The organism is Amaricoccus sp. B4 (assembly GCF_043226085.1).
GTDB lineage: Bacteria > Pseudomonadota > Alphaproteobacteria > Rhodobacterales > Rhodobacteraceae > Amaricoccus.
Window position 1 is genome coordinate 1,505,558 of sequence record NZ_CP171225.1, and the last position, 12,232, is coordinate 1,517,789.

10 protein-coding genes are annotated in these 12,232 nt (G+C 68.1%); 5 read left to right on the forward strand and 5 right to left on the reverse strand.

Going from position 1 to position 12,232, the window contains the following annotated elements:
• The first annotated feature begins 4 nt into the window (after nucleotides 1-4).
• From ACF66B_RS07320 to ACF66B_RS07330, 3 genes are all read left to right on the forward strand, one after another.
• Nucleotides 5-1,189, forward strand: a complete 1,185-nt coding sequence (locus ACF66B_RS07320) for a VWA domain-containing protein (protein ID WP_111430776.1) — start codon at nucleotides 5-7, stop codon at nucleotides 1,187-1,189.
• A gap of 4 nt (nucleotides 1,190-1,193) precedes the next feature.
• Nucleotides 1,194-1,706 carry a DUF6653 family protein gene (locus ACF66B_RS07325; RefSeq protein WP_392664498.1) on the forward strand — a complete coding sequence of 171 codons (513 nt, stop codon included), beginning with the start codon at nucleotides 1,194-1,196 and terminating at the stop codon, nucleotides 1,704-1,706.
• Between the two features lie 61 nt (nucleotides 1,707-1,767).
• The gene (locus ACF66B_RS07330) at nucleotides 1,768-2,448 is read left to right on the forward strand and encodes a M48 family metallopeptidase (protein WP_111430775.1); all 681 of its coding nucleotides are present in this window, start codon (nucleotides 1,768-1,770) and stop codon (nucleotides 2,446-2,448) included.
• Nucleotides 2,449-2,492: 44 nt separating this feature from the next.
• Here ACF66B_RS07330 and ACF66B_RS07335 read toward each other — a convergent pair whose 3' ends face one another.
• Nucleotides 2,493-3,065 (reverse strand): YqgE/AlgH family protein, encoded by a 573-nt coding sequence (locus ACF66B_RS07335; RefSeq protein ID WP_111430774.1) that lies wholly within the window; start codon nucleotides 3,063-3,065, stop codon nucleotides 2,493-2,495.
• Nucleotides 3,066-3,177: 112 nt separating this feature from the next.
• Here ACF66B_RS07335 and ACF66B_RS07340 point away from each other — a divergent pair, with 112 nt between their 5' ends.
• Nucleotides 3,178-4,023 (forward strand): protein-disulfide reductase DsbD domain-containing protein, encoded by an 846-nt coding sequence (locus tag ACF66B_RS07340; RefSeq protein WP_162683339.1) that lies wholly within the window; start codon nucleotides 3,178-3,180, stop codon nucleotides 4,021-4,023.
• A gap of 49 nt (nucleotides 4,024-4,072) precedes the next feature.
• On the opposite strand, the gene ACF66B_RS07345 is transcribed toward ACF66B_RS07340, so the two are convergent.
• The 3 genes from ACF66B_RS07345 to clpS all read right to left on the reverse strand — a co-directional run bounded on the left by ACF66B_RS07345 (nucleotide 4,073) and on the right by clpS (nucleotide 9,390).
• Nucleotides 4,073-7,471 (reverse strand): efflux RND transporter permease subunit, encoded by a 3,399-nt coding sequence (locus tag ACF66B_RS07345; RefSeq protein ID WP_111430772.1) that lies wholly within the window; start codon nucleotides 7,469-7,471, stop codon nucleotides 4,073-4,075.
• A 4-nt stretch (nucleotides 7,472-7,475) separates the two neighbouring features.
• Nucleotides 7,476-8,948 carry an HlyD family efflux transporter periplasmic adaptor subunit gene (locus tag ACF66B_RS07350; RefSeq protein ID WP_111430771.1) on the reverse strand — a complete coding sequence of 491 codons (1,473 nt, stop codon included), beginning with the start codon at nucleotides 8,946-8,948 and terminating at the stop codon, nucleotides 7,476-7,478.
• A gap of 136 nt (nucleotides 8,949-9,084) precedes the next feature.
• Nucleotides 9,085-9,390, reverse strand: coding sequence for an ATP-dependent Clp protease adapter ClpS (gene clpS / locus ACF66B_RS07355; protein ID WP_111430770.1), 306 nt, complete (start codon nucleotides 9,388-9,390; stop codon nucleotides 9,085-9,087).
• A gap of 235 nt (nucleotides 9,391-9,625) precedes the next feature.
• Between clpS and ACF66B_RS07360 the strand changes: the two genes are divergently transcribed.
• Nucleotides 9,626-10,120, forward strand: a complete 495-nt coding sequence (locus ACF66B_RS07360; protein WP_111430769.1) for a GNAT family N-acetyltransferase — start codon at nucleotides 9,626-9,628, stop codon at nucleotides 10,118-10,120.
• Nucleotides 10,121-10,879: 759 nt separating this feature from the next.
• Here the strand turns inward: ACF66B_RS07360 and ACF66B_RS07365 are convergent.
• The gene (locus tag ACF66B_RS07365; protein WP_392664825.1) at nucleotides 10,880-12,094 is read right to left on the reverse strand and encodes an MFS transporter; all 1,215 of its coding nucleotides are present in this window, start codon (nucleotides 12,092-12,094) and stop codon (nucleotides 10,880-10,882) included.
• Nucleotides 12,095-12,232 lie beyond the last annotated feature (138 nt).

Below are 12,232 nucleotides of genomic sequence, written 5' to 3' on the forward strand. Positions count from 1 at the left end.
AGCGATGTTCACCGGCTTCTTCGAGGGGCTACGCGCCGCCAAGGTTCCGGTCTCGCTCCGGGAATACCTGAGCTTTCTCGAGGCGCTCTCGGCCGATGTCGTGCTCTATGACGCCGAGGGGTTCTATTATCTCGCCCGCAGTGCGCTGGTGAAGGACGAGCGGCATCTCGACCGGTTCGACCGTGTGTTTTCCACGATCTTCGGCGGCCTCGGCGAGCTGTCTCCCGAAGCGGTTCTCGAGAGCATCGACCTGCCAAAGGAGTGGCTGCAGAAGCTCGCGGAGAAACATCTGAGCGCCGAGGAACGCGCGCAGATCGAGGCCCTCGGCGGATTCGACAAGCTCATGAAGACGCTGGCCGAGCGTCTGCGCGAGCAGCAGGGCCGGCATCAGGGCGGCAACAAGTGGATCGGCACCGCCGGCACCTCGCCCTTCGGCGCCTATGGCTACAACCCGGAAGGCGTGCGCATCGGCCAGGACGAGAGCCGCCACCAGCGGGCGGTGAAGGTCTGGGACAAGCGCGAGTTCCGCAATCTCGACGACACGGTCGAGCTCGGCACGCGCAACATCAAGGTCGCGCTTCGCCGCCTCAGGAAATGGGCTCGCGACGGCGCGGCGGACGAGCTCGACCTCAATGCGACGATCCGCGCCACCGCCGAGCAGGGCTGGCTGGACGTGGTAACGCGGCCCGAGCGGCGCAATGCGGTAAAGGTGTTGCTCTTTCTCGATGTGGGCGGCTCGATGGACCCGCATATCCGCGTGGTGGAGGAGCTCTTCTCCGCGGCACACGCCGAGTTCAAGCATCTTGAATATTTCTACTTCCACAACTGTCTCTACGAGGGCGTCTGGCGCGACAACCGGCGGCGCTGGAACGCACAGATCCCGACCCATGACATCCTGCACACCTATGGCAGCGACTACCGCGTGATCTTCGTGGGTGATGCCTCGATGTCGCCCTATGAGATCGTCTATCCGGGCGGGGCGAACGAGCACTGGAACGCCGAGAGCGGCGAGGTCTGGCTGCGCCGGGTGTTGGAGACCTGGCCGCACGCGATCTGGATCAACCCGCTCGCCGAGCAGGTCTGGGACTATACCCCCTCGATCGGGCTCATCTCGCAGATCTTCGAAGGCCGGATGTATCCGATGACCCTCTCGGGGCTCGAGGAAGGCATCCGGGCGCTGGCGCGGTAGGTCGATGGCGAGTGGACCGCTTGCACGGATCGCCCGGCTTCAGGGCATGGATGCCGAAACATGGGAGCGGCATGCCAACCCCTGGAGCGGCTGGTCGCGAGTGCCGGTCGTGCCGCTCGTCTGCGCCGTGCTCTACTGGCGCGACGGGCTCGGGGGCTGGCTCTATGCCCTGCTGGCCGCGCTTGCGCTCTGGACCTGGGTCAATCCGCGCGCCTTCGCCCGCCCCGCGAGCACGAAGGCCTGGATGTCGAAGGCCGTGATGGGCGAGCGGGTCTGGCTCAACCGCGCCGTCATCCCGGTGCCGCAGCACTACACCCGCGCCATGCCGTTCATCCTCGGATTCACGCTGGCCGGGCTGCCCTTCATCGCCATCGGCCTCTGGACCGAGCAGGCCTGGCCGCTCGTGATGGGGGTCACCCTCAGCATGGTGGCGAAATTCTGGTTTCTCGACAGAATGGTGTGGCTCTACGATGAAATGAGCGCCGATCACCCCATATATGCGGCATGGCTGCGCTGAACGATCCTCCGATTGCGGGAACTGGCACCGGGCGGGCGCGCTCCGGCGAAAGGCTTGGCGCATGGTCTATCTGACGCCGATCCTCCTCGCGGTGCTCTACGGGCTCGTGATGTATCAGGTCTCGGTCTGGCGCACGGCACGAGCCCTCGACGGCCAGTCGCGCCCGCTCGTCGATCCTCGGCTCGAGGCGGTCTTCGGCCGGCTTGCCGGCGCGCTCGATCTGCCCGGGCTCAAGGTGAGGATCCTCGAGGCAGAGCCGATCAACGGGCTCGCTGCCCCGGACGGGCGGATCTTCATCACCCGCGGCTTCTACGAGGCGTTCCGCCGCGGTTCGGTGAGCGCAGAAGAGATCGCGGGTGTGATCGCCCATGAGCTCGGCCATGTCGCGCTCGGCCATTCCCGGCGGCGGATGGTGGATTTCAGCGGCCAGAACGCGATCCGGGCCGGGCTCGCGATCCTCCTCGGGCGCCTGCTGCCCGGCATCGGGATGCTGATCGCCAACCTCGCCGCGAGCCTCCTCGGCGCGCATCTCTCCCGCTCGGACGAATACGAGGCCGATGCCTATGCCGCGGCGCTGATGACCAAGGCAGGGCTGGGTACGGGTCCGCAGGTGAGCCTTCTGGCCAAGCTCGAGCGGCTGGCCGGGGCCGGCGGCCGTGCGCCGGTCTGGCTCGCAAGCCACCCGCCCACCGCAGAGCGCATCGCCGCGATCCGCCGTCTCGAGATGGGCTGGCAACGCTGAGCGAGCGCGGCGAGAGGCGGCATCATCAGAAAGCCCGGTTCGGATCAGGCCCGACCGCCGCTGACGGAAAGGAGACGGGGGTCGATCGAGAGGGTGCGCAGCGCGGCCTCCCACTTGCAGTCATCGCGGCCCGCAAAGACGAGATCCGGTTCCGCCGAGGTGATGAGCCAGCCGTTTTCCTGGATCTCGCTCTCGAGCTGTCCCGGCCCCCAGCCGGAATAGCCCAGCGCCAGCAGCGCGCGGTGAGGGCCGGCGCCGCGGGCCATGTCCTGAAGGATATCAAGGGTCGCGGTCATGGCGAAGCTCGGATTGACCCGCAGGCTGCCGCCTTCGACGGCATAGTCGGAGGAATGCAGCACGAAGCCGCGGCCATGCTCGACCGGACCTCCGAAATGCACCGGCGTCTCGTCGAGATCGACCATCGACGGGATCTTGAGCTGTTCGAGCAGGGTGTGGAAGCGCAGCTCCGGGGCGGGCTTGTTGATGATGAGCCCCATCGCGCCCTCGGGCGAGTGCGCGCACATGAAGACGACCGCGCGCTCGAACCGCGGATCGCCCATGCCGGGCATCGCGATCAGGAGCTGGCCATCCAGAAACTGTTCATCACCACCTGTCATTCGCAATACATGAGGCCAATGCCGGGCGAGATCAAGGAAATCGCGCGCCGGCACTCGCTTACTTGTGACCCCTGCAAACGTCTGCACATCTTATGTTCCCGGGAAACCGAAATTGCCCAGTTCCGAGTCGATGTCCCGTCATACCACCGCCCTTCTCGCCACATGTCTCCTTGCTGCCGCGCCAGCCCATGCCCAGATGGCGCGCGTCACCGCGGACGGCATCGCCGAGGCCGGGTTCATCGAAGGCTGGCGCACGGCAGACGGCGCGCGGATCGCCGCGGTGCAGATCCGACTTGCGCCGGGCTGGCACACCTACTGGCGCATTCCCGGCGAAACGGGCATCCCACCGCAGTTCGACTGGTCGCAATCCCGCAATATCGCCTCCGTCCGCTATGAATGGCCGCAGCCCGGGATCTTCGATGCGAACGGCATGCAGTTCTTCGGCTACGAGGGTGAGCTCGTGCTGCCGGTGCGGATCACACCCACCGATCCCTCCAAGCCGATCGACATCGATCTCGGGCTCTTCTACGGGATCTGCAAGGATATCTGCCTGCCCGCCGAGCAGACCCTGCGGACAACCGTCGCGCCTGACGATGCGCCGAGCGGCAGGACCATGATCGAGGCGGCGCTGGCGACGCGGGCGCTCACGCCGGACGAGGCAGGAGTGGAGACGGTTGATTGCCATCTCCGCCCTGATGGATCGGGCATCGATCTGACCGCGGCGGTAACCTTCGATGCTCCGCCCGCAGCGGGCCAGCTTACGCTGGTCGAGAGCAGCGATCCGAGCCTCTGGATCGCCCCACCCGAGAGCCATCTCGAGGGCAGTACGCTCGTCGCCGAGGCCCGCATCAATGCGGCCCACAGCGGCGCGATGCTGATCGACCGCAAGGCCATCCGGCTGACGGTGATCGACGCGCGGCGCGTCATCGACATTCCGAGCTGCGTCGCGCCGGGCTGAGGCCTGCGCCTTTTTCACGCCAGACGACGGCGAAGAACTCTCCCGAGCCTCAGGTCCGGCCGCCCGGGCGTCCACGTGCGGCGAAGAGCGCGAAGAGGCCGATTGCCAGCACAAATCCCGCGACGAGCAGTGCCAGCGCCCCGGCGCCGGAGCCGAGCCAGGGCAGTTCGCCCGCGAGCAGGTCACCGAGCCCTCTGCCCCCGAAAAGATGCGGCCCGAGGGTGAGCGCAAGCCAGCCGAGCCCGGCGAGAGCCGCGAGGCGAAGCGCGCGGGCGAACCGCTTTCCCCGCTGCCCGACCCGCAACGCGCGCCGCAGGGCATGGAGCGAGAGCGCGATGTCGCGTTCGATGACCACAAGGGCAGGCACGAGGATGAGCACCAGCGCGCCGCCGATCCCGAGCCCGTAGACGAGCGTGATCACGGTGGGCTTGAGGAAGAGTGCCTGCGAGCTCCGCTCGAAAAGCAGCGGTGCGAGGCCCAGAACCGTCGTCAGCGTCGTGAGCAGGATCGGCCGCAGGCGATCCCCCGCGGCCGCCACCACCGCCGGGACCGTCGCCCGGCGCGCACCATGGGCATCGAGCGTCGCGACCAGCACGATGGCATTGTTGATGATGATGCCCGTCATCCCGATCAACCCCACCACCGTGAAGACCGACAGCGCGAGCCCCCATTGCCAGTGCCCCCAGATGGTGCCGATGACGCCGAAGGGAATGATCGCGACTACGACCAGCGGGCGCACCCAGCTCTCGAAGATCCAGGCAAGCGTGAGGTAGATCCCGACGAGGCAGAGTGCGAAGCCGACCATGGCCTCACTCAGGAAGCTGCGTTCCTGCTCGGCAAGCCCGCCGAAATGGTATTCGACCCCGAAGCGCTCGGCGATGCGCGGCAGGATCTCGCCGTCAATCCGCCGCACGAGCTCCGCCGCGGCGGCGGGGTCGCTGTCGTCAATGTCACCCGTCACCTCGACCACCCGCTGGCCATTCTCGCGCCGGAGGCTCGAGAATCCGAGCTGGCTCCGCACGCTGACGATGTCCTCAAGCGGCACCTGGGCGCCATCGGGAGCCCGCAGCCGGGTCCGGCTCAGGAAGTCGGCGGTCTGCTCCGCCTCGGGCAGCGTCACGCGCACCGTCGCCGTGCGGGGCCCGGCGGCGAACTCCGCCGCCTCGATGCCGCTCAACCGGCCATAGAGCTCGGCCCCGATGGCCTCGAGCGAGAAGCCGAGTCGTTCGCCGAGCGGTGTAAGCTCGAGGATCAGCTCGGTCTTGTCGTAGGAGAGCGTATCCTCGAGCCCCGTCACGATCGCCGCAGGTGCGAGCGCCGCCTTGAGCGTCTCGGCGGCCTGCTTCAGAACCCGGGCATCAGGACCGTAGAAGCTCACGTCGAGCGCATCGCCCTCGGGGCCGCTCCCCCAGCTGCGGAAGCTCAGCGTCTCGATCATCGGCAGCCGGCGCACCTCCTGCTCCAGCGCCTGAAGGAAGAGCGAGCCGGAATAAGGCCGGAAATCCGGATCGATGAGCTCAATGTCGATGCCGCCGAGCTCGTCCGGGTCCTTCGCATCATCGCCCGGAAGGCCGCGCCCGGTCGTCCCGCCGATCTGGGTGATGACGGCGGTGACGGGCGCGCGGCCATATTCCTCGGCAAAGCGCGCGTTCACCGCGAAGGTCGCGCGCTCGAGCTCGCGCACCATGCCCATCGTCTCCTCCCGCGTGGTGCCGGGCAACATGGCGATGTTGCCTGTGACGGAACCCTGCTCCGGCGGAGCGAAGAAGCGCCAGACCACGTCACCCCGGATGAACATCGCCGCCGACTGCGCGAGCAGCAGCACACAGGCAGCCACGACCGGATAGCGCAACCGCACCACCCAGGCGACGAAGGGCATGAAGATGCGGAGGCGGAAGACGTCGAGACGGCGGTTGAAGGCCCTGCTCGGTCCGTTCAGCCACTCGAGGCGCGCACCCTGCCCGAGCGTGCCGGCCAGGTGATGCGGCAGGATCAGGAAACACTCGGCGAGGCTTGCGAGCAGCACCACGATCACGGTCACCGGGATGTCGGCAATGAGCTCGCCGAACCGCCCGCCGATCGTCGTCAGGCCGAAGAAGGCAATGACGGTGGTGAGCATGGCCGAGAAGACCGGCAGCGCCATGCTCCGCGCCGCGTTCTCGGCGGCGGCAGCGGGGGCCTCACGCAGGTGCCGGTGCCGCCAGTCGGCGTGTTCGGCCACGACGATCGCGTCATCGACGACGAGCCCGAGGCAAAGGATCAGCCCGAAGAGCGACATCATGTTGAGCGTGATGCCGAGCCCGTACATCATGGCGACCGCCGCCGCCATCGCCACCGGGATCCCTGCCGCGACCCAGATCGCGGTGCGGACATCGAGAAAGAGGAAGAGCAGCCCCACGACCAGAGCAAGCCCGAGGACGCCGTTCCGAAGCAGGAGGTCGAGCCGGTTGGTAATCTCTTCGGCGCGGGTGCGGACGAGCTCGATCTTGACCCCCGCGGGCAGGGTCTCGGCCAGATCCGCCGCGATTGCCGCCACCTTCTGCTGCATGGCGATGGCATCGCCCTTCGCATTGCGGTTCACCCGGATCATCACCGTGGGCAGCCCATCGCGGAAATAGGCCCTGCCCGCATCGGCGCCATCCTCGGTCACCGCCGCGACATCGCGGACCAGAAGATCCTCGCCGCCATCGGCCGAGCGCCGGAGCACGATCGCGCCGATCTCCTCGGCCTCGCGCCGCTCGCTGCCGGCCCGGAGCCGCGCGGCATCGGCATCGAGCTCGCCCGCCGGGCTGCCCGCGACGGCGCTCTCGATCGTGCCGGCGATCTCCCGAAGCGACACGCCCTGCCGCACGAGTTCTGACTCCGGCACCGCGACGCGGATCACCGGCGCGGTGAGGCCGCGGAGCACCGTCCGGGTCATGCCCTCCCCGTAGAGCCGGGCAATGAACTCGTCAGCGTAGCGGCCGAGCTGCTCCACCGGCACAGGCCCCCAGATCAGCACGTCCGTCACCCGGTCGTTCCATTGCCGTCGGTTGATGCGCGGATCCTCGGCGCTCTCGGGCAGGTTGGTGACCCCGGCGACGGCGCTTTCCACATCCGCCTGAGCCTGGCTCATGTCCCAGCCGGGCTCGAACTCGAGCTCGATCGTCGCCCAGCCCGCGGTCGCCGACGCCTCGCTGCTCTCCACCCCGTCCACAGCCATGAGCGCAGGCTCGAGCAGCGCGATGATGGCTTGATCGACGTCCTCGGGGCCCGCGCCCTGCCATTTCACCTTCACGGTGACGGTGTTGATGACCACATCGGGAAAGAACTGGCTGCGGATCAGGCTGCCGGCGATGAGACCGGAGACCAGCATGAGCACCATGAGCAGGTTCGCCGCGGTCGGATGGCGGGCGAAATAGGCAAAGAGCCCTGCCCCGGCCGTCCGGACCCGTGTTCCGAGCGCCATCGCCTCAGCCCCCCCGCGCCCCGGCCTCGATGCGCTCCAGGATCACCTGCGGCACCTGTTCAGCCGCAAGAACCGAGAGAAACTGGGCCTTGAGTTCGGGGGCAAGCCCGGCATCCCGCTCGACCGCGGCGAGCAGGCGAGTACGCATCTCCGGCGAGAGCGGCACGAGCGCGCCAGCGTCGCGCCCGGCACGGGCCGCCGCCGCTTCGCCCATCACCGGCTTCACCCTGACACCAGAGCTGAGCTGGGGCTGGCGCGCGGTGACGTAGAGCCGCCCGAAGGGCGCTCCGCCGATCACCACGTCATTGCCCTGGCGGCGCAGGATACGGACAGCCGCCACCTCGAGCCGGTCGTCCTCGCCCACGAGAAGGATGCGCCCCGCCGGATCGAGCGCCGCGGCGGGCACCAGCGCCACATCGGCGAGCGGCGGCTCGGACACCCGCACGGTCAGGAAATCACCTGGACGCAGGGGCCCCGGCACTTCCGGGGAGAGCCGCGCGTAGACGAGCCGCCCGCTTTGCCCGGAACCCGACGCCGCGCCGGTCCGGTCGAGGTGCCCCGGCACCGACACTTCCTCGCCACCGAGCCGGAGGCTTGCCTCGACATCGAGCGGCAGCAGATCGCCGGAAGGCTTCGAGATCCGTGCGAACTCGGCGTTCGAGACCCGGAAGGCCACCTCGAGCGCCGCCGGGTCGAGCAGGAGGCCGAGCTTTTCATTTACCGAGACCCGGCGCCCGAGCACGGCATCGACATCGGCAAGCAGCCCGTCGAAGGGCGCTACCGCCCGGGTGTTGGCGAGCATCCGCGCCGCCTCGTCGCGGGCGATGGCCGCACGGCGGCGCGCAATCTCGGCCCGGTTGATCCGGGCCTCGCCTTCGGCCACCTCCCGCCGGAGGCCGGTGAGGATCTGATCGGAGGCCGCAAGGGCGAGCTGGGCGGTCTCGATATCGGCTGCGGTGCCAACTCCCCGGCCCTGCAGGCTTTGCGCGCGGTCGAGCGCCTGCTGCCGCAGGGCCTGCTGCCGCTCGGAGGCCGCGAGTTCTTCGCGTGCAAGCCGCAGGCCGATGCGGGCCTCCTCCTCCTCGGCACGGGCATCCTCGAGATCGCTTTCGGCCAGCGCGAGCTCCGCCTCGAACTCGGCGGGATCGATACGGAAGATCGTCTCGCCCGCCTGCACCCGCCCGCCATCGCGAAAGCCCGGAGCGAGTTCGAGCAGCGTTCCCTCGGCGGCGGCACGCAACTCGAGCTGAACGGCGCTCCGGAGATCGCCATAGGCCACGAGCGTGGGGCGCACTGTCTCCGGCCCGAGCCGGGCGACATTGACCGAGAACACCCGCTCGGTCGCCGGTCGGCGCTGCCCCGCCGCAGCCTCGCGCTCGGCCAGCGCGCCGCGGACAGACTGTACCGCCATGCCCAGGAGCCCCAGGGTCACCACGAAAAGGGCGAGCCCGACGAGGCTCCGGGTCACGAAACGCATGCACTAGTTTCCTTGCGCCAAGGGCGGCGGACTGGTCAAATCGCGCAGAGCATACGAGAAAACACCAAAAACCGCAGGATCCTCCTGTGGTTTCCCGCGAAAATGTGATCTTTCCCTTACTGGCGCCGCTGTCGGCTCAGTCCTCGGGCGCGGTTGTGAAGGTGAGCGGATAGCCCTCCCGGCGCCCCATCTCGGTGCCTTGCACCGCTTTCGTCTCGGCGACGTCGCGCGTGAAGACACCCACGACGCAGACCCCGCGCTTGTGCGCCGTAAGCATCACATCCTGCGCCTGGGCACGCGTCATGCGGAAGATCGAGGCAAGCACACTCACCACGAATTCCCGCGGCGTATAGTCGTCATTGAGCAGAATGACCCTGTGCAACTTGGGCCGCGCCGTCCTTGCGCGCATCCCGGGCCGCATCTCCGTATTGATCTCGCTCATTGCCCTCCCCGTTTCATTCAATCGTGGCGAAAATGCCACGGTCAGCAAGGAAAATTTCTTGAGTCTGGAGGTGTGTTATATTTGCATATCTGTCAACCATCCGAAAGTCCTGCGCGAGGGGGCAGACAGGATCGGCGAAAGCGCGCCCAGAACCAGGCCAAATGGCCGAGCGACACGGCGGGCAATCTGCGCTACCATTGGCGGGATACGGCTGCTTCCGAGGGGAGACCCCGCCATGATCACCACACGCTGGTCCACTGCCGAGGATGCGAGCGCACTCGCCGCACTGCACCGCGAGGCCTGGCGGTATGCCTATGCCGGGATCATTCCGGGCCGGGCGCTGGAGCGGATGATCGGGAGTCGGGGGCCGCGGTGGTGGCGGCATATCCATCGGCGGGGGGCTTCGGTGCTCCTTCTGGAGCTTGACGGGCGCATTGCGGGCTATGCGCGGCTCGGGCCGTTGCGACCGCGGAGCTGGAAGGCGACGGGAGAAATCTACGAGCTCTACCTTTCGCCGGAATTCCATGGCGCGGGTCTCGGCGAGCACCTTTTTGTCGAGGCGAGACGGAAGCTTGTGGCTCGCGGGCTCACACGGCTGATGGTCTGGTCGCTGGCGACGAACGAGCTCGGCTGCCGGTTCTACCGGGCCCTCGGCGGGCGGGAGGTCGCGCGTTCGACGACGCGGATCGGCGGCGCGGCCCTCACCAAGATCGGCTTCGCTTGGGGCTGAGGCCCGATGCACAACGCATGCACATCGTATGCACAAGCCATATGCAGGATCTGCGGCGGGCCGGTCCGGGCGGAGACATCCGCGCCGCCGGAGGTGCCACATGCTGTCGCCCTCCCGCGCAACGCGCCTGATCCACCGGCCTGGCCGGTAAACGCCTCGGGCAAGGCCGGCCCGGACTTCAGCCAGGCCTTTCCTGACGCCGCCGCACCGCGCAGAGCTTCATGCGGCGTCGGGCCAGCGCCATCGGGCATGGCGACGTTGCCGATCAGCACGAGGTGACGAAGGCGGCATGGTTCATTCCGGCCGCCCCCTGCCCCATCCTTTGCGGGAACGCAGCCGCTTGCCGACAAGCGCGACGCCACGACTGCGCCGCCGAGTCCAGCCCCCATGGCGATCAGGAAGGGAAATGGCGGGCGCACCATGGTGCGGGTCGTTCGTTTCGCGACCGATCAGAAGGGAGCCCTGAAACATGGCCAAGCGGCCGATGACTGCTTCCAGCCCTGTATCAAATTCGGCGCCGGGCCGGTCGACATGTCGCGGCTTCTCGAGCATTTGCGGGGTGTCACCCTCGCAGGGTCCTGTGCCCCCGTGACAGGGCCCAGAGACATCAGCGCTCGGGGGATCCCGGCAAGCAGATCCGACCGTCGGCGGGCCGCTCTGCGCGCCGCTCGTGGCCCTGCCACGGCTGGCATGCCAACCGGGTGAGACACCTGACGGAGCGCGAGAGACCGCCGGCAGATGGCGGGCCGGCCTCTCGCCTCAGATGTCGGCTTCGGCCTCCTGCCTGTTGGCCTCGGCTTCTTCGGCGGACCATGTGCCGGCGGCTTCGACCGCGACCGGCGAGGCCGTCGGCAGGACGCCGAGATAGCTTTCGGTCGATTCCACCGGCGCGCCGGAGCGCTGTGTCATCCGGTAGAGGGCGTAGAGCGCGATGGCGATGAAGGTGACGCAGAGCACCAGCCAGAAGGCAAAGGGCCCGAAGTGCTCCATGACCCAGCCGGTCACCAGCGGACCGGTGATCGCTCCGAGGCCGAAGGTGAAGACGAGCCCGCCGGATGCGGCGGGCATTTCCTCGAAGGTGAGGAAGTCATTGGTGTAGGCGAGGAACAGGGCGTAGAGCGGCGTTGCGACCCCGCCTGCGACGAAGGCGGAGACCAGCATGAACTCCAGGCGGCCGCCGCCCGCAAAGCCGAGCGCGCAGGCCCCCGCCCCGACGACGGCGGCCCCGAAGATCAGCTTGCGCCGGTCCATCCGGTCCGAGAGCCAGCCGATCGGGTATTGCAGCACGAGCGCGCCGGCAAAGAGCGTCGCGACAAAGAGCGCGACGCGGTCCGCCGACATGCCGATCTGCGTGCCGAAGACCGCGCCCATGCCCGACTGTGTCGCGAAGATGCTGCCGAGCAGGAAGATCCCCACCGTGGCGAGCGGCGAGCTCGCGAACAGGCGGCGCAGCGTCATCGGGCGGGCGATCTCGGTCACGGGCGTCGGGCTCGCGGAGAGAAGGATCGGCGCGAAGGAGATCGAGACGAGGATCGAGGCGCCGATGAAGAGGACGGAGGTGCCGGCATCGCCGAGGGTGAGCAGCCCCTGGGCGCCGATGATCCCGACGGTCTGGGCAATCATGTAGGCCGACAGGACCTTGCCGCGGGTCTCGTTGGTCGATGCCGCATTCAGCCAGCTCTCGGCGGTGACGTAGATCCCCGACATGCAGAAGCCGATGAGCAGCCGCAGGAGGGTCCAGGCGATCGGATCGGTCAGCAGCGGAAAGGAGATCAGCGCGGCCGACATGAAGCTGCCCAGCGCGGCGAAGACGCGGACATGGCCGACGCGCCGGATCAGGACCGGCGCGTAGCGCGCCCCCGACAGGAAGCCCATGAAATAGCCGGAGGTGACGATGGCGAGCTCGGCGGAGGAAAACCCCTCCAGCCCGCCGCGCAGGCCGATCAGGGTGAAATGCATGCCGTTGCCCAGCATGATCAGGACGATGCCGAGCAGCAGCGCCCAGACTCCCAACAGTATACCGCCCACAATCCGCCCCTTCCGACGCTGGTCTGATCCTACCATGTGAGCCTTTGCCGGGATCGGCACAATGCTTCTGCGGCCACAGCGCCA

Bases quoted from the DNA above. Each gene is read 5' to 3' on its own strand.
- ACF66B_RS07320 (WP_111430776.1), top strand. From the start codon at position 5: ATGTTCACCGGCTTCTTCGAGGGGCTACGCGCCGCCAAGGTTCCGGTC.
- ACF66B_RS07325 (WP_392664498.1), top strand. From the start codon at position 1,194: ATGGCGAGTGGACCGCTTGCACGGATCGCCCGGCTTCAGGGCATGGAT.
- ACF66B_RS07330 (WP_111430775.1), top strand. From the start codon at position 1,768: ATGGTCTATCTGACGCCGATCCTCCTCGCGGTGCTCTACGGGCTCGTG.
- ACF66B_RS07335 (WP_111430774.1), bottom strand. From the start codon at position 3,065: ATGACAGGTGGTGATGAACAGTTTCTGGATGGCCAGCTCCTGATCGCG.
- ACF66B_RS07345 (WP_111430772.1), bottom strand. From the start codon at position 7,471: ATGGCGCTCGGAACACGGGTCCGGACGGCCGGGGCAGGGCTCTTTGCC.
- ACF66B_RS07350 (WP_111430771.1), bottom strand. From the start codon at position 8,948: ATGCGTTTCGTGACCCGGAGCCTCGTCGGGCTCGCCCTTTTCGTGGTG.
- clpS (WP_111430770.1), bottom strand. From the start codon at position 9,390: ATGAGCGAGATCAATACGGAGATGCGGCCCGGGATGCGCGCAAGGACG.
- ACF66B_RS07360 (WP_111430769.1), top strand. From the start codon at position 9,626: ATGATCACCACACGCTGGTCCACTGCCGAGGATGCGAGCGCACTCGCC.
- ACF66B_RS07365 (WP_392664825.1), bottom strand. From the start codon at position 12,094: ATGCTGGGCAACGGCATGCATTTCACCCTGATCGGCCTGCGCGGCGGG.